18 protein-coding genes are annotated in these 16,748 nt (G+C 37.8%); 13 read left to right on the top strand and 5 right to left on the bottom strand.

Annotated elements, in window-relative coordinates; all coding sequences use genetic code 11:
- Window positions 1–24 precede the first annotated feature (24 nt).
- Entirely contained in the window at window positions 25–753 is a 729-nt protein-coding gene (locus tag A0J48_RS11285; RefSeq protein WP_200323113.1) for a DevA family ABC transporter ATP-binding protein, read from the top strand.
- On the opposite strand, the gene A0J48_RS11280 is transcribed toward A0J48_RS11285, so the two are convergent.
- A complete protein-coding gene (locus A0J48_RS11280; protein ID WP_200323111.1) occupies window positions 750–1,568 on the bottom strand; it encodes a hypothetical protein in 819 nt (272 codons plus the stop codon). The genes A0J48_RS11285 and A0J48_RS11280 overlap by 4 nt on opposite strands.
- Before the next feature lie 313 nt (window positions 1,569–1,881).
- Here A0J48_RS11280 and A0J48_RS11275 point away from each other — a divergent pair, with 313 nt between their 5' ends.
- Together A0J48_RS11275 and A0J48_RS11270 are read left to right on the top strand one after the other, a co-directional pair.
- Complete coding sequence (locus A0J48_RS11275; RefSeq protein ID WP_200323100.1) at window positions 1,882–2,652, top strand: HAD family hydrolase; 771 nt, start codon at window positions 1,882–1,884, stop codon at window positions 2,650–2,652.
- Between the two features lie 111 nt (window positions 2,653–2,763).
- Window positions 2,764–3,609: a Uma2 family endonuclease gene (locus A0J48_RS11270; RefSeq protein ID WP_200323098.1), complete on the top strand. Its 846-nt coding sequence runs from the start codon at window positions 2,764–2,766 to the stop codon at window positions 3,607–3,609.
- A 399-nt stretch (window positions 3,610–4,008) separates the two neighbouring features.
- Here A0J48_RS11270 and A0J48_RS11265 read toward each other — a convergent pair whose 3' ends face one another.
- The 3 genes from A0J48_RS11265 to yidD all read right to left on the bottom strand — a co-directional run bounded on the left by A0J48_RS11265 (window position 4,009) and on the right by yidD (window position 5,832).
- Window positions 4,009–4,686, bottom strand: coding sequence for a M15 family metallopeptidase (locus A0J48_RS11265; RefSeq protein ID WP_200323096.1), 678 nt, complete (start codon window positions 4,684–4,686; stop codon window positions 4,009–4,011).
- A gap of 198 nt (window positions 4,687–4,884) precedes the next feature.
- Window positions 4,885–5,418 carry a retropepsin-like aspartic protease family protein gene (locus tag A0J48_RS11260; RefSeq protein WP_200323094.1) on the bottom strand — a complete coding sequence of 178 codons (534 nt, stop codon included), beginning with the start codon at window positions 5,416–5,418 and terminating at the stop codon, window positions 4,885–4,887.
- Window positions 5,419–5,586: 168 nt separating this feature from the next.
- Window positions 5,587–5,832, bottom strand: coding sequence for a membrane protein insertion efficiency factor YidD (gene yidD / locus A0J48_RS11255; protein WP_200323091.1), 246 nt, complete (start codon window positions 5,830–5,832; stop codon window positions 5,587–5,589).
- Window positions 5,833–5,874: 42 nt separating this feature from the next.
- Between yidD and A0J48_RS11250 the strand changes: the two genes are divergently transcribed.
- The 8 genes from A0J48_RS11250 to A0J48_RS11215 all read left to right on the top strand — a co-directional run bounded on the left by A0J48_RS11250 (window position 5,875) and on the right by A0J48_RS11215 (window position 14,172).
- Window positions 5,875–6,576, top strand: coding sequence for a diacylglycerol/polyprenol kinase family protein (locus A0J48_RS11250; RefSeq protein ID WP_325078660.1), 702 nt, complete (start codon window positions 5,875–5,877; stop codon window positions 6,574–6,576).
- A 363-nt stretch (window positions 6,577–6,939) separates the two neighbouring features.
- Window positions 6,940–7,404, top strand: coding sequence for a CTB family bacteriocin (locus A0J48_RS27585; protein WP_200323089.1), 465 nt, complete (start codon window positions 6,940–6,942; stop codon window positions 7,402–7,404).
- A gap of 431 nt (window positions 7,405–7,835) precedes the next feature.
- Complete coding sequence (locus tag A0J48_RS11240; RefSeq protein WP_200323087.1) at window positions 7,836–8,126, top strand: CTB family bacteriocin; 291 nt, start codon at window positions 7,836–7,838, stop codon at window positions 8,124–8,126.
- A gap of 496 nt (window positions 8,127–8,622) precedes the next feature.
- On the top strand, window positions 8,623–10,131 hold the full coding sequence (locus A0J48_RS11235) for an HlyD family efflux transporter periplasmic adaptor subunit (protein ID WP_200323085.1): 1,509 nt from the start codon (window positions 8,623–8,625) through the stop codon (window positions 10,129–10,131).
- Between the two features lie 220 nt (window positions 10,132–10,351).
- The gene (locus tag A0J48_RS11230; RefSeq protein ID WP_200323083.1) at window positions 10,352–12,508 is read left to right on the top strand and encodes a peptidase domain-containing ABC transporter; all 2,157 of its coding nucleotides are present in this window, start codon (window positions 10,352–10,354) and stop codon (window positions 12,506–12,508) included.
- 28 nt (window positions 12,509–12,536) lie between these two features.
- The gene (locus A0J48_RS11225; protein ID WP_200323081.1) at window positions 12,537–12,812 is read left to right on the top strand and encodes a hypothetical protein; all 276 of its coding nucleotides are present in this window, start codon (window positions 12,537–12,539) and stop codon (window positions 12,810–12,812) included.
- Between the two features lie 578 nt (window positions 12,813–13,390).
- Window positions 13,391–13,651 carry a hypothetical protein gene (locus tag A0J48_RS11220; RefSeq protein WP_200323079.1) on the top strand — a complete coding sequence of 87 codons (261 nt, stop codon included), beginning with the start codon at window positions 13,391–13,393 and terminating at the stop codon, window positions 13,649–13,651.
- A gap of 341 nt (window positions 13,652–13,992) precedes the next feature.
- Window positions 13,993–14,172 (top strand): hypothetical protein, encoded by a 180-nt coding sequence (locus tag A0J48_RS11215; protein WP_200323077.1) that lies wholly within the window; start codon window positions 13,993–13,995, stop codon window positions 14,170–14,172.
- Window positions 14,173–14,559: 387 nt separating this feature from the next.
- Here the strand turns inward: A0J48_RS11215 and A0J48_RS11210 are convergent, their stop codons facing one another.
- Window positions 14,560–15,459: an alpha/beta fold hydrolase gene (locus A0J48_RS11210; protein ID WP_200323075.1), complete on the bottom strand. Its 900-nt coding sequence runs from the start codon at window positions 15,457–15,459 to the stop codon at window positions 14,560–14,562.
- Between the two features lie 134 nt (window positions 15,460–15,593).
- On the opposite strand from A0J48_RS11210, the gene A0J48_RS11205 reads away from it, so the two are divergent.
- Together A0J48_RS11205 and A0J48_RS11200 are read left to right on the top strand one after the other, a co-directional pair.
- Window positions 15,594–15,737: a hypothetical protein gene (locus A0J48_RS11205; protein ID WP_200323073.1), complete on the top strand. Its 144-nt coding sequence runs from the start codon at window positions 15,594–15,596 to the stop codon at window positions 15,735–15,737.
- A gap of 209 nt (window positions 15,738–15,946) precedes the next feature.
- A complete protein-coding gene (locus A0J48_RS11200; RefSeq protein WP_200323071.1) occupies window positions 15,947–16,525 on the top strand; it encodes a thioredoxin family protein in 579 nt (192 codons plus the stop codon).
- The last annotated feature ends 223 nt before the right edge of the window (window positions 16,526–16,748 follow it).

Here is a 16,748-nt window from a genome sequence, read left to right as displayed (position 1 = left end):
ACACCCCACACCCCATTCCCTATTATGATCACCACAGAACCTGTAATTTCCATTAAAAATATTAACCATTACTATGGTAAAGGGGCGCTCAGAAAACAAATTTTATTTGATATCAATTTAGAAATATATGCCGGAGAAATTGTGATTATGACTGGTCCATCAGGTTCAGGTAAAACTACATTACTGAGCCTAATTGGTGGACTACGTTCTGTACAAGAAGGCAGTCTGAAATTTTTAGGTACAGAACTATTTGGCGCTAGTCAAAGTAAATTAGTACAAATCCGGCGCAATATTGGTTATATTTTCCAAGCTCACAACTTATTAGGCTTCTTAACTGCTAGACAAAATGTGCAAATGGCAGTGGAATTAAATCAAAGTATTTCTCAATCAGTCGCTATTCAGAAGTCAGAAGCAATGCTGGGGGCAGTTGGGTTAACAGAACGAATGAACTACTACCCAGACAATTTATCTGGTGGACAAAAACAAAGAATTGCGATCGCCCGCGCTCTCGTTAATCACCCTCCATTAGTGCTGGCAGATGAACCCACGGCTGCATTAGATAAACAATCAGGACGTGATGTGGTAGAAATCATGCAGCGTCTGGCTAAAGAACAAGGAACTACTATTTTATTAGTCACCCATGATAACCGGATTTTAGACATAGCAGATCGCATTGTCGAAATGGAAGACGGGCTGTTAACTCGTAATGCCCAAAATGTAGTTAGTAGTCACAAGGTAGCAGGAGAAGTTTAAGAACCTTGTACCTTCTTATTTTGAGTTGGCGTATTCGGGGATGCAGAAGCATTGGATTGGCGAGTAGTACGGAAAGTAACATTTACCCCTTCATTTGATTGTTCTAAAACCAGCAGAGGAGTAGGTTTTGCCTTTTGATCCCAGTGCATATAAACAATTCGACCTTGAATTGTCGGCTGCCATGAATCATCATCTTCTCTAGGACTAAGATAAGTTTCTATACAATCCATGATTTGACTAATAGTCGCAGAAGTAGCTTGAGTGGGTAACTTCATCAAGCGAATCTGAATCCGAAATAACACTCGTTTAACAATATTGGGTGCAACACCAGTTTCATACTCGACATCAAAAATTTCATCTACTTGTCTACCAGTATTGCTGGCAATCCCCACTTGTCCCTGTTGAGACTGTCCAGGACGCAGTGCAATAGAAATTCTATCTTTAATCTTGAGTTTAATTTGATTAACAACGCCAAAATGAAATACTTCTTCTGACATCCGCATTCGCAGATAGTCAAGGTTAAAGTCTCTGGAGTGGACTAAATCGGGGTTGGTTTCCATTTTGCGAATGGTTTCCAGCGCCAATTTCAGCTTTTTTTCTAGTTCTCGCGTGCGAAATTTTTCAAACTTAACTTTTTTTTCATACTGTTGCATTAAAAATTTGCCATAAACAATCAAAGCCAGTACAGCAAAAAGTAGTCCTCCACTGGAAAACATTAATAAAGGTGTGATTTGAGACTCATTGGCTGGTACTGCTTTGACTGCCTTTTGAGTCTTCCCACCTGAAGACTGGGCTAGAAGCATGGTATTAAGCATGATTAGTAAATTGAAAGATATTACTCTTGTATGATTAGGATACCCAAATTTTTATAAGAAAATAGGCTGAAAACCCCAAAATTTAAATTTAAAAACCCAAAAAGTTTTTAGGTTTGAATGTATTTTAAGCCGAGGATGTAACAAAAAACCCCAGGGTAAGCCAAAGGGGTTTAGTTTGTGTGGACTCATTGTAGGCAAAGCCTACTCGAAGAGTAACAAAAATATCCGTGTCTTTAGACCAAAGGGTGTCAATATTACATTACTGTATTGTTAGTATTTTTTTACATCATAATTCCCCAATTCCTATTTTTATATGTCCAGACATATTAGCCATTCTCATGAGTTGAGAAATATTCGTCTCGTAGCCACAGATATGGATGGTACTTTAACCAGCCAGGGAAAATTCACATCTTCACTATTGCAAGCTTTGGAAAATTTAGCAGCCACAGGATTACAGGTACTGATTGTTACCGGACGTTCAGCGGGTTGGGTAAATGCAATAAGCAGTTTAATGCCGGTGGTGGGTGCGTTAGCAGAAAATGGCGGTTTATTCTATCTATCTGGACAACCTGAACCTATATCTTTAACACCTATTACTGACATAGCTAACCATCGTCAGGATTTAGCCAGAGTATTTACTAAATTACAAAGTCAATTTCCTCACATCAGGGAATCTGCTGATAATCGGTTTCGTGTCACCGATTGGACTTTTGATGTTGATTCTTTGACACCAGCTGAACTACAACATCTCAGTCATCTTTGTCAACAAGAGGGTTGGGGTTTTACTTATAGCAACGTGCAGTGTCATATTAAACCGCAAGGACAGGATAAAGCTGTAGGATTGCTACAAGTTCTACGTCAATATTTCCCGGAATATTCACTATCACAAATTGTTACAGTTGGTGATAGTCCCAATGATGAAAGTTTATTTGATCAGGGTTATTTTCCGATTTCTGTTGGTGTGGCAAATGTTAGCAAATATTTCAGCCAGTTACAATATCAACCAGCATACATAACAACTGCGCCTGAAGGAGAAGGATTTTTGGAGTTATCTAGTTATATTTTGCAAAATTTATTGATATAAGCTGTTAAACATTCACAGGTTATACAAAAGATGAGGTATGGGTTTCAGGCATTTAAACCCTGAAATCCCTATCACTGTTAAAATTAAACAAATATATATCCAGGAGTGACTATGGAAACCACTCAAGCAGTGATTAATCCCACTACTCCCCCAATTCAAGATATTCATACACATCAATTTACATTACCAGATCATAGGCAACTACCAGATTCAGATGGCACTTTCGTGAAAAATTTTCAGGAGCATCCACAAAGTATTGTTTTAACCAGTTCTATTGAGCCAGTATTGCAGAAACTACATCCAGATGGTAACTATTGTATTGGTCAAGATAGCGGTATTTATTGGCGTTTGACTGAACCACCAGAAAAAGGTGCAGAAGCTCCTGATTGGTTTTATGTACCTAATGTACCGCCAAAACTGAATGGAGAATATAGACGTTCCTATGTGTTATGGAAGGAATTTGTAGCACCATTAATCGCAATTGAGTTTGTTTCGGGAAATGGTGCAGAAGAAAGAGACACAACTCCTCCCGGTGAAACCGAAAAAGCCGGAAAATTCTGGGTTTATGAACAAGCAATTCGTATTCCTTTCTATGCAATTTTTGAAGCGAGAAAGGCATTACTGGAGGTTTATCGTTTAGTTGATGGAAGTTATCAAAAGATGCTCCCAAATGAAAGAGGAAATTTTGCCATTCCTCCTATGGGTGTGGAATTAGGTTTAATAGAAGATGACGGTGTACCCTGGGTACGTTGGTGGGATGAAGCGGGAAATTTGCTGTTGACTGGTGATGAAAGAGCTATTGTTGAAAAACAAGCTCGTTTACAAGCAGAGGAAATTGCCCAACAAGCAACTTTAGCCCAACAACAAGCTGAGGAAATGGCTGAACAAGAACGACAACAAAAAGAGAAATTAGCAGCTTATTTAAGGTCATTAGGTATCAATCCTGATGATATTTAATTGATCAATAGGTAATCGCTATCATTACTGTTTTGGTAGCGATCGCCTCTAGGATATAGAAAACTGATGGAGAAGCTTTAGCAAATATGAAGAAAGCGATCACTTTATCCAAAGTGGTAGAGGCTGATCGCTATAAAATAAGCTAGTTTAATAATGTGAAAAAAACTTAAATTTAGGACTTACGCAACAAGCATATTTAGTGGTGCGTTAGATATCAAAAATCTGTTTATTGAGAGTATTTATAAGGATTTACAGTATAGAAAACGCAGATTGTTTTTGTCAGAATCAGGATGTCCAGGATTTTAGGATTTACAGGATTTTGTGGTTAATATTTTTGGGTATGGTGATTAATGTTTGAGAATATCTGGGTGAATCCTGATGATATTTGATTTATAGGATCTATATCAATCTCCCATAGCGTGCATGAGGTTGATTACATAACCAAGCCCACATTTGATCACCAAAAGAAAAATGCCACCATTCTCTCGGATTGCGTTGAAATCCTACTTTTAACATGACATCTCGTAACAATTGACGATGGGCATGATATTCTTGATTACTATCAGCATAATAATCTGGGTGCGATCGCTCTGACATCTCATCAATCGCAGAACCCATATTCACAACTTCCCCATTCTTATCTACCAGCGTAATATCCACCGCAGCACCTGTACTGTGAGGAGGAGGAGTTTTCATATCTAAACTTGGTACAGCCCAAATTTCATACACTTGTTGCCAAATTTCTTCTCGCTGCTGATGTGATAATTCCTCTGTACTCAGTCCCCTAGCTCGCAAAGCTGCTGCAAAACTGTAATCTACCATAAACTGCTGCACACCCACAGGGCGATAAGCATCAAAGATTTGAATATACCAACCAGGATGCAGCAATTGTAAATAATTCTGCGCCTCAATCAACTTTTTCATCACACTCTCACGTAAATAATAAGGTGAGTATCCCTCATAGTTAGCACCCAACTTTTCATAGGGATGAGGAGATTCCACCGCAAATAATTCCAGGGGAATCCTCTGCAATGGTTCACCACATTCAACAATTAATATTTGGTGATAAGGTCGCATTAATTTTAGATTTTAGATTTTGGATTTTAGATTTTGGATTTATTAAGAATTTGGCAGTCAGGAGTCAGGAGTTGGAAATCAAAATCCCTAGCATCTGAATAATTTATCACGGCTATTTGTTGTGTAAAAACATCTTTTCTGTAAATACAAGCATAGCCAATTTTGGATTTTAGACTCTCAATCCTGACAAATTTAACCCTATTTACGCTTATGAAATTCAATTTGTTTTTCGAGAATTTTAATATCATAATTCTCAAAAAAACCATGACCCAGTAGACCAATACCAGCTTTAGGTGCAATTGTTACTGGTGCATTATTCACAACAACACCACCAACAGCTACAGAAGCAATTGTACCAGTTGGAAATTCAACCACACTACCATCAGCAATACTAGCTTTTGTAGTTCCCACCGGTTTAACTTTTAGAGATGTTGCCATTTTTTGAGTAATCAAAATACCACTTGCACCAGTATCAAAAACCATCTCAAATACTTGACCACCATTAAACTTAACATCAATAATTGGTGTCTTAGCCTGACGACGCTTAATAGGAACTAAAAAAACATTTTCAGTTTGTGGTGGGACTTTGCACATTTCCCCCAGACTGATAATCCTACCGGATGATGTCTTCATGTAACAAAGACCAGGATCATTAGCTTTTGCTACCAATGGCACTGTTAAAACCATTAACCCAGAAAAAATCCCAATCCATCTGCATTGAATAGGTTGCATTTTTTAGATCAACTCAATTGGTATAAATTATTTTAAACCAGATTCATCTAAAATACCTACATTTTATAGTGGCTTGGGTTGACAAAAGGCACATATAGAGAAGGTGACAGGGAACAGGCAGGAGGTTATTTTTTATTCCCCTACACCCTACAACCCTACACCCTAATTTTATTCATGATGCTGACAACTAGATTTTTCCCCTAGTTCTGGTACTGGGTCATAACCACCAGGATGAAAAGGATGACAGCGTAAAATCCGCAAAGTTGCCATCCAACTACCACGTAGTACGCCAAAGCGTTCAATTGCTTGTATGGCATACATCGAACAAGTTGGTTGAAAGCGACAAGTTGGAGGAAACAGAGGAGAAATGAATAACCGATAGCCTTTAATCAGCCAAATTAATAATATCTTCATAGCTAAATCTATTAAAGTAATTACAGAAGTAAAGAAATTTCCGTGTTGATTACATTTCCCGGTTTAGAACCTATGCCCCTATTGTGGCTGCAAATAACCTCAGCCTCAGCTTGGGTTTTACTGATCATCCTCATCGCTTGGGTAGTTAGTCGTTTTACTAATAGTGAAGCGGAAATTATCCGTAAAATAGTACATATTGGTACAGGTAATGTCATTTTACTGGCTTGGTGGCTAAATATCCCCGCATTTCTTGGCATTACAGCTGCAATTTTAGCCAGCATCATCACCTTATTATCCTACATTTTCCCCATTCTGCCTGGAATTAACAGCGTCGGTCGTCAAAGTCTCGGCACATTTTTTTACGCTGTCAGTATTGGTATTTTAGTCGCTTGGTTCTGGTATTTACAGCTACCCCAATATGCTGCATTAGGAATTCTAATTATGGCTTGGGGAGATGGACTAGCAGCCTTAATTGGGCAAAAATTTGGTCAACATAAATATAAACTTTTTGGCTCACAGAAAAGCTGGGAAGGTTCTTTAACCATGACTTTGATTAGTTTCCTAATTAGTAATTCTATTTTACTGGCAACACAAAGCAACATTTGGCAAATCTGGATAATATCAATAGCTGTGGCGATTGTAGCTACTCTTTTAGAAGCTTTTTCATTTTTGGGTATTGATAATTTAACAGTTCCTTTAGGTAGTGCAGCTTTGGCTTATATGTTAACGCAGTTACTCCTATAGTTCTTTGATTTGATTTTTCTTGACTCCACCTGTGCTTTACACTTCAAAATTTTGTACACATCTACCAGCCACATTTCCCTTCTTTCTTGTTCCCTCTTCCCTATTCCCTATCTCCACAAGTAATTTCATCAATCAAATTGGATTGCTATATAGCAAATAAATGAAAATACATCCAATATTAAAGACAACTCCTCTCAGAGTATTACTATATCGGTAAAAATTAAAAAATTTTATATCTGCTTTGAGAAGTAAAACTATAAATTGCACTTTCTAACCTTAGATTTATGAATTCCTGACAAACAATGCTTATAGTTAGTTGCATAGGTGACAAATCACCTAGTTTCGTAAGTGAGGCTAAGAATTGTGTTAAATCAAATCAATAATTCCGATTTATTTGTTGCTTTATCCGATGAGCAGCAAGAGCTAGTGACTGGTGGTGCTGACTTTGAATTAGCTGGCAGTAATTACGCTAACAAACTGTCAGCCTTACGAGGTGCAGCCACCTCCGGCCCTCAAGGTAGTACAGCTGTTTCCGTAGGTGCAAGCAATGCTATCAACACCGCTGCACAAGATTTCTTGGGCTTAGGTGGATTAATTCCTCCTAATGTTACACCTTTAGGCAATGCACCTAGTTTTAACGGAACCAACGGATTACCATCTGGGGGAGGCGCTGATCAAACAGGCATCCCAACTGTACCAGGTGTAACAGGTGAACAACCAGGTGCAACAGGTGAACAACCAGGTGTGCTACAACAACCCGAAACACTACTACAAGGTGCATCAGGACTTGGAGCAGCACCTGGACAAGGGGCAGCCCCAGGACGTTAAGATAGTTAACCATTACTCCAAGTGATTTGCAAAGACTAGCTATCACATCATTAACTACTTAAATAGCTTCGCAGATTTAGGTAGACAATGGTGAGCAGGAATTCTCAAATTAATCAGATTTCTGATCAAAACTGAATAGCTAATCATTGCAGATATCACTTGCTTCTGTTTCCCCTTAACAGCACCATCACAATCATGAATGTAGATGGTGCTGACTAATCCGAATAATCCAGAATTTTTTTCCTTAGTGTGATACAGCATTCCCTGGGGTAGTGCATGGGAAGCAGAGGAAAAAACTGACAACTGATTGCAGCAAATGAAAGTAAAAAATTAATGTATTTTCCCTATGTCCTAACTGGGTTTTACTTCTGACTGCTGCTGTAGTTTCTGCAATATTTTATTTCCAGAATACTAAAATGAGGAGGAAATCAATGTTAATGCAAATATGCAAATCTGAGTTTTTGGTTGACTTATCTGATCAGGAACAAGAATTACTATCTGGTGGTCAAGGCTTCGACTCCACCAGTTCCAATTTTAATCAAAAAACTACAAATGTAGAAGGAACAAGTAGTAATCAACCATCTGGTAATACAACGTCTAATTCTAATGTTAAAACACAAGAAACTAGTAACTCTGCACAAGATTTTTTTAGCTTGGATCTAGCAAATCCTTTCTCTGTCACAGATTTAGGTAATATAAACATCAGTTCATTATTCTCATAGGTCAATCAAAAAACCTATTCACAAATTTTATTTCATCTACCCAAGGACGGATATTAATCACATAATCGAATATGGGAATGAAAACATCTGAGAGTTATTATTGGCAATTATTGGTCGCCAATAAAAAGGGGGCAGGAGGAGGGTATTGTCATCCGCTCAACGTAAGTGAGGACTTTGAGGGAGTTTGAGCTTCCTCCTCCATAATGCCAACGCATTGACTACGTTAGATATATAAGAAAGATAATTGCTGTACCGATGGTGTTTATCTTTCTTTTCCCCTAGCACTAATTATAGAGCATGATGCTTGATTAGATGAACAGAAATTATCAATTTATAATTGATAATTGACAAGTGATAATTGGTTGATTTAGTTTAAAATCTCTAGTTTTCAAGAGAAATATCAAGAAAAACCTTTCCTTACTTTCAATTCTCTATCCTTTAAGGAGGGGTAATTGTCAATTATTGAAACATCAATTCTAACTAAAGGTGCAACATTGTGAACTTTCTGCGTCGTGAGGAAAAGTATGTTATAAATGAGCCTCAAGAACCAGATCCAGAGCAACTCCACTTAATAGACGTGAATGAATTCCTTCCTCAAATTGGTAAATGGACTAATATTGGGGGAGTGATTTTAGTGAGTATTTTTATAGCTGGAGTCGGATTAACTTCAGTTCTGAATTACCATGTCACAATTAAAGTACCTACGAGTATTAGACCTGTAGGAGACTTGCGAGTTGTTCAATCTGCTATTGCTGGCACTATTCAAACAATCAAAGTTAAAGAAAATCAAGTTGTAAATCAAGGTGAAGTTCTTGCTTATATTGATAATTTCAACCTACAAACACAAAAAAGTCAATTAACAAATAGTATTCAACAGAGTCAATTACAATTCAGGCAAATGGATGCCCAGCTAGTAGAAATAGATACTCAAATTGCTGCTCAAGTCAGCTTAATTAATCGCACAATTATTTCTGCACAAGCTCAACTCAGTGGCACTCAACGCAATTATGAAGATCAGCGAATAAAAGCTAACAGTGAGATGGAACAAGCGCAAGTAGCTTTACAATTTGCTAGGTCACAATTCGAGCGATTACAAAAAGAAAGAGCTTTAAAAGCAACTATAGAAGAAGCAGAGGCAGCTTTACGTTTAGCTATAATGCAACGCGATAGATTACAACCTATTATTCAATCAGGAGCAATTTCTCGTAATCTCCTAGAAGAAAAAGAACAAGCTGTGAGGTCTGCCGAGGCAAAATTAGAACAAGCTAAAACCAATGCTAGTAATTTACTGGAAGAAAGGGAGCAATCGCTAAAAGTTGCCGAACTTAACTTAAACAAAGCTCAAATTGCGATCAATCCTAATGATGCAAATGTAATTATCGCCTTTGAACAAATTCAGCAGGAGCGAGCAAAAGGTAATGCTAATTTAGCAGCTTTAAGAAAAGACAAGGAAATTCTTCTTCAGCAACGAATTGAATTACAAAAACAACTGATTCGTACTCGTAAAGAACTAGAACAGATAGATTCTGAACTGAATAAAAGTGTAATTCGATCGCCAATTACAGGAACACTTTTGAAACTCAATCTTCGTAATCCTGGCCAGGTAGTGCAATCAGGTGAAGCGATCGCTCAAATTGCTCCTCTTGATGTACCAATGGTAATCAAAGCTCATGTCCAGACTCAAGATATTGATAAAGTTGAACCAGGACAAAAAGTAGTTGTGCAAGTTTCCGCTTGTCCTTATCCAGATTACGGTACTCTCCAAGCATCTGTAATCAGCGTTGCTCCAGATGCCTTACCCACTGTCAAAAATGGCGCAAATCCCAACGCACCTCAGTTAGTTACCTACGAAGTAAATATTCAACCACAACAACTATACCTGGGTAAGGGCGATCGCCAATGTCATCTCAAAGCAGGAATGGAAGGTCGAGCTAGTATTATTACCCGCGAAGAAACCATACTTCAATTCATTCTCAGAAAAGCAAGATTAATCGCAGATATTTAAAGGCAAAAGCAGGTGACAGAGAAGATGAAAAGGAGCAGGGGAGGCAGGGGAGGCAGGGGAGAAATAAATTCTTCTTATTCTTCTGAACTCCTGATAGCGCAGCGTGGCGTAAGCCATACTCCTGATAGCGAAGCGTGGCGTTAGCCATACTCCTGATAGCGAAGCGTGGCGTTAGCCATACTCCTATTCCCTATTCCCCATTCCCTATTCCCTATTTACTATGTTTAATTTAAAAAAAAATTATCAATGCGTTCTCCAAGCCAGTGAAGAGGACTGTGGAGCAGCTTGTCTAGTGTCAATTTGTAAGCATTACGGACGCTTTTTCAGCATTAATCGGTGTCGAGAAGCGGTAGGAACTGGACAGTTAGGAACAACAATGTTGGGTTTAAAACGTGGTTCAGAAACACTAGGTTTTAATGTCAGAGCAGTGAAAGCTGCACCAGAACTGATTGACAGAATTACAGAAGTACATCTACCAGCAATTATTCATTGGCATGGTTATCACTGGGTTGTTTTATACAATCAGCGTGGTAGAAAATATGTAATTGCTGACCCCGCAGTAGGCATCCGTTATATTACCCGTCAAGAGCTAACAAAAGCTTGGAACGGGGTAATGCTCCTACTAGAACCAGATCCAGACCGCTTTTTTGCCCAGCCTATAGAAAAACCTAAAAATGGTTTTGGGCGCTTTTTCCAGCGCATTTGGCCTTATCGTGGTTTACTAACTCAGGTATTGTCTATCAATATTGTTTTGGGTTTACTTAGTCTAGGAACTCCTGTTCTCATTCAACTACTAACAGATGATGTTCTGATCCGTGGTGATATCGACTTACTAACTATTGTCGTGGTAGCCGTGATGATCATGAGCGTTTTTAGTAGTAGTTTGCAAGCACTACAATCAATCATGATTGCTCACTTTGCTCAACGGCTACAATTAGGTTTAGTCTTGGAATTTGGGCGTAAACTTCTTCAGTTACCTTTGAATTATTACGAAGCTAGACGTAGTGGTGAAATTACTAGCCGACTAGGAGATATCAATGAAATCAATCAGTTTGTATCCCAGATAGTGGTTTTTTTACCTAGCCAGTTTTTTATGGCCACTGTGTCTTTGTGTTTGATGCTTTTTTATAGCTGGCAGTTAACTGTAGTAGTTCTCTTGATTATTGGGTTAATAACTCTTGCCACTCTGCCGTTTTTACCTATCCTCCAACAAAAAACTCGTAGTCTTTTGGTTTTGGGTGCAGAAAATCAAGGTGTTTTAGTAGAAACATTCAAGGGCGCACAGGTTATCAAAACTACAAATGCTGCTCCTCAATTTTGGGATGAATTTCAAAGTCGTTTTGGTCGGTTGAGCAATCTTACTTTCAGCACTATTCAAATTGGTATTCTCAATGGAACTTTCTCTAAACTACTTTCTAGCACTGGTGGAATTATTTTACTTTGGCTAGGAAGTATGTTAGTCATTCAGGGAAATTTAAGTGTTGGGCAGATGTTGGCTTTTAACACTCTGCAAGTTAATGTGTTTTTGTTAGTTAGCACATTAGTTGGGTTAGTAGATGAATATTTTCGCTCGCAAATAGCAATTTCTCGTGTTTTAGAAGTTATTGACTCGACTCCGGAAGTAATTGCCGGTCAAAAACCAACTGTGACAATTTCCAGTGATGCGGATATTCGTTGTTCTCATCTTACATTTCACCACCCTGGTAGAGTTGATTTATTAGAAGATTTTTCCCTCAAACTTCCTGGAGGTAAAGTAATTTCTTTAATTGGTCAGTCAGGTTGCGGTAAAAGCACTTTAGCAAAACTAATTGCTGGGTTATATCCAGTTCATTCTGGCAATATCCGCATTGGTTTTTATAATATCCAAGATATTTCTCTCGATAGTCTCAGACAACAAGTAGTTTATGTACCTCAAGAACCGCATTTTTGGAGTCGTTCAATCATTGATAATTTCCGCTTAGGAATGCCCTATATTCCTTTTGAGCAAATTGTCGAAGCCTGTCATATTGCTGACGCAGATGGATTTATCAGTCAACTACCAAATAAGTATCAAACTGTGTTAGGTGAATTTGGTGCAAATCTTTCTGGTGGACAAAGACAAAGATTAGCTATAGCCAGAGGTATTCTCAATGATCCACCTATTCTGATTTTAGATGAAGCAACTGCTGGACTTGATCCAGTTAGCGAATCTCATGTATTAGATCGATTATTAGAACACCGCAAAGGGAAGACTACAATTCTTATTACCCATCGTCCGAGCGTGGTGCATCGTTCTGATTGGATAGTGTTGTTGGATAAAGGTAAAGTTCAAATACAAGGTACACTAGAGAATTTTCTCATGCAACCAGGAGAGCATTTAAAGTTTTTATCAATGTAAATTTTTTTCAGTCCCCCAAGGTAATACTATGTCTGAAAATTATCCATATAACCAGCATCAATTATTTAGAGATTTATCTCCAGAAGAACAAGAAAGTTTGACTGGTGGAAAATCCATGAATCTGCTCAAAGCAATTAACTTCTTTTTGCAGAAAACTGACATTGATACAGAAGCAGATAGTAATTTAAATATTGGTGTAGGTGAGGATACGGGAGAACATACTAAATATAAACTATCCCAACTCACTATAGGATATTCTATTTTATTTGCAACGCCGAATTCCCATCAAACTATGAATGAGTAAATCCATTATCAACTATCAAGGAATTATATTCAGGACTTACGCACAGAAGTTATCTGTGACGACTGGGTGTAGGGGTGTAAGGGTGTAGGGGTGTAGGGGTTTTCCTCTCCTCGACCTTGATTTTTCCATCACTTTACCCCTTTGTCGAAACCCTTGATTTTTCGTTTTTTTGCGTAAGTCCTAGTCATGACAATAAAATCTATCCATCAGCATACACATCTCCCTATTTGAAAGTATTTACATCATGTGAAAGACTGATAAATTTTATTGAATTCATCAAATATGTGTATACAGCAGATTGCAGATCAATGAGGTACAGAATCAAAATTGAAACCTATACACCAAGCCAGTTTTACTCCTGAATCCTGACTCCTGATAGCGTAGCGTGGCGTAAGCCATATTCTGCTGTATGTAACGCAAGACAGACAAAATCTATTTACTCAAAAATCACTGATAGTTTTAATAGAAATTATTACCACTAAATCTCATTCTTTAGGTTAATTAAAATTAACATAATCAACTTTATAACTAAAGCTATAGGTGTATAACACCTCAGCAAGTACGTGAGGCTAAAATCGATGTCAACTCAACTCATTAATTCTGATTTACTCGTGAATTTGTCCACAGAAGAACAAGAGCTTTTATCTGGAGGATTCTGCCGTTCAATGCGTCCTAAATATGACCAATGTGGAGGCGATAGTCAAGGTGATCAATGTGGTGGCTTTGGTAGAGGCGATCAAAGTAGTGGCTATGGTGGTGATAGAGATAATAAACCTGATTACAAAATCATATCCTATCGTCCCACCTACTACCGTCCCAAATACTTCATCAAAGCCTAAGTGCTAAAAATCCACGCACTTGGTTTTGTGTAGTCTCAGCCTTCTAATTAATCTCAGATAGCGAAGACTAATATCACTAATATACTAAGGATAAACAGGGAAAGAAAAAACTTTTTTCTTTCTCTCTTTTTTATTGAAAAATTAGTGTAAATAAAATTAAATATTTGTATACAATAAATAAATTAAATTTACCATTGGTGTATTATTTGTTCTGCTATAAGATAGATAAATATTATTTTAATTTTATACCTTGAGAATCATTTAATTAGAAAAGAATCTATTTATAAATATAATCAATAGATGTTAAACATCTATTATGTAAGTAAGTGAGGCTAACAATCATGTCTGAGAAAATAATTTCTGAACAAATGACTTCAAAGCAAGTCATCAAATCTGATTTGATTACCGAATTATCCACCGAAGAACAAGAGCTTCTAAGTGGAGGAAGTTGGTTATGTAGACGCTGCCGCTGGATCGGCTATGGCTATGGAGGCGGAGGCGGAGGCGGTTGGGATGGCTAAAACCTGCCAATAGTTTCAACTCTGCCATCGGTCAATAGAGGATAAAATTCTCATAACTTTCGTAAAATCTATCTATTATTTTGAGAATTTTATCCTTCTTCGATGTATTTTATCAAAACAATCGGGTTTAAAACCGGACTTCGTCCAAAGTTTTTGGAGCGGGGTATAAATCCCCGTTACAACAACGGCCTTCTGCCTTCTGCCTTCTGCCTTCTGCCTTCGTTAAAGGGGGAGTAAAACTCCTATAAATCAATTTTCCATAACTTCTATGAGGCGTTTATGTTGTATCCAAACAGAACTTTCTACTCCCATCAGACTAATTTTTATTTACCTAAATAACTTGCATAATCCTGAATAATCCTCACAAAAAAACATATTACTGAATGTTTAAAAGTTAAGCAATCTCTCATTAATCCAATCCAGTAAAATGGGATTTACCAATTCTGGAGCTTCATCTTGGGGGCAATGTCCCACTCCTTCTAATGGAATAAATTTTTGTACTTGAGGAAAATCAGCTAACTCTCTACCTAAATTAATAGGTTCCCAAGGATCAGCTGTTCCCCACAAAATAATTGCTGGACAAGGTAATACAGGTAAAAGTTCTTCTGGTAAAGGTCCACTGGAATAAGCTGTAAAAGCCAAGAATACAGCCGCAGCACCAGGATCTTTTGCTGGTGCCATCAGAATCTCTACTAATTCATCGGTCACTGCTTCCCCATTGGCATAAGCTTGGAGAAGAATCTTCTTAACAGTTTTTGGTTTAGCTAGTTGACTAAAAAAGAATTCACCCACTGCTGGAATAGATAAAATTCTTTGTAAAATTGGCGCACCAACACGCTTTGTCCAAGGTAAAGTGAGCCGTTTGCGATCGTGTAATAATCTGAGAGAACAATTGAGTAAGGCAGTTCCCAAGGCTATATCAGGGTTACTTACCGCAGCTTGCATAGCTACAATAGAGCCAATAGAATTACCTACTAAAAACGCAGGTTCTCCTACCACTTCCCGACAAAAATCTGCTATTTGCTGTCCCCAGGTTTCCAGTGTGTAGATCATTTTTACCCCTGGTTCGGGTTTCGCCGAAGCACCAAAACCAATCAAATCAATGGCATAAACTCGACAATTTTCTGCTAAAACTGGTATATTTTTGCGCCAGTGTAACCATGAAGCACCAAATCCATGTACTAAAACAACCGCAGGACCGGTGTTCCCTTGAGTTTGGTAACAAATAGGGAATCCTTTCCAAGTCCAAGTTTTTGTTGAGGTAAGAGTAGTTGTAGAAGCTGTCATAAAAAATTCAAATTTGCTTAACTTAACTATAGGAATCCTATTTGCTTTTTGAAAAAAACGACCTATAGTTTTTGTAATCGTTTAGATGTCTGTCGATGTGCAGGTAATAAAGATTGTAATCACGATTAATTGATTTGATAATCTGCCCGGAAACCAGAACTGGTAAAAATGCCGGCTGGTTGGATGTTAAGGTTGCTAGATTATCTATGCCTAAATCAATCGCTGCTATGGAATTAGAAATAATGTTTTTTAGTCATGAAGCTAGTGTGACAGAGTGAAAACAACTAGCAAGTGGTCAAGCTTTCTTACTTCCTTTATTATTAAACTACTATCAGCACTAGATATGGTAGTTTTACAATTTACGTGGACTAGACTAGTATATAAAATTAATTGAATATACAAAAAAAGCTCAGGCGTAGTTTTACACCTGAAAACTAACATCGGGTTTAAACAAGTTTCTGTTCCTAGTTCCTTTGAGCAAAACAAAATGATTATACTAGAAACAATAGATACTCCTATTGGCAGTTATGCTCCGGATTTTGAATTGCCTGGAATTGATGATCATGTCCACCATCTCAGCCGTTATCGAGAAAATTTACGCGCCCTATGCGTAATTTCTATGTCTAACCACTGTCCTTATGTGGATTTATATCTGGAAAGGCTCAAAAATATTCAAACAGAATTTTCTCCTAACGGTTTTACACTCATAGGACTCAATGGTACTGATGGCAACAATGATATGAATGCTGAGGCAGAATTTAGCACGAAGTTAACCTTTGAGAACATGAAAACTTTTGCCCTGCATCATCAGTTAAATTTCCCATATCTATGGGACTCAACCCAAGATGTGACTCGCAGTTTTGGGGCAATTAGCACACCAACTGCTTATTTAATTGATCATGAGGGGATTCTGCGCTACAAAGGTCAAATTGACGATCACCCGACAGACCCATTAATCAAGGGGGTAGATTATTTGAAAAATGCGATCGCCTCTTTATTTCAAGGTCAAGAAATCCAGCCAGAACAAACACAACAGGCAGGTACACCATTAATATGGCGCAAATAGATGTATCATGAGATATTTAATTATCTAACTATTTCGGCTGAATCCACTTACTGCAAGAGTCAGGAGTCTGAATTGAGGAGACAGGAGTAAATTCCTACTAAATATTTTATAGTTAACAGGTGGTATCTATCATAGAAACTATGTTGATTATGTGGTAAACAACTGCGCTGATTTAAAACTCAAAACCTGTGTTTATCAATGTCAGAATATTCAATGTTCAACA

Source organism: Sphaerospermopsis aphanizomenoides BCCUSP55, from assembly GCF_001586785.1.
Classification (GTDB): domain Bacteria; phylum Cyanobacteriota; class Cyanobacteriia; order Cyanobacteriales; family Nostocaceae; genus Sphaerospermopsis_A; species Sphaerospermopsis_A aphanizomenoides_A.
The sequence above is the reverse complement of the archived record's forward strand: the minus strand, read 5'-3'. Positions and strand labels throughout refer to the sequence as shown.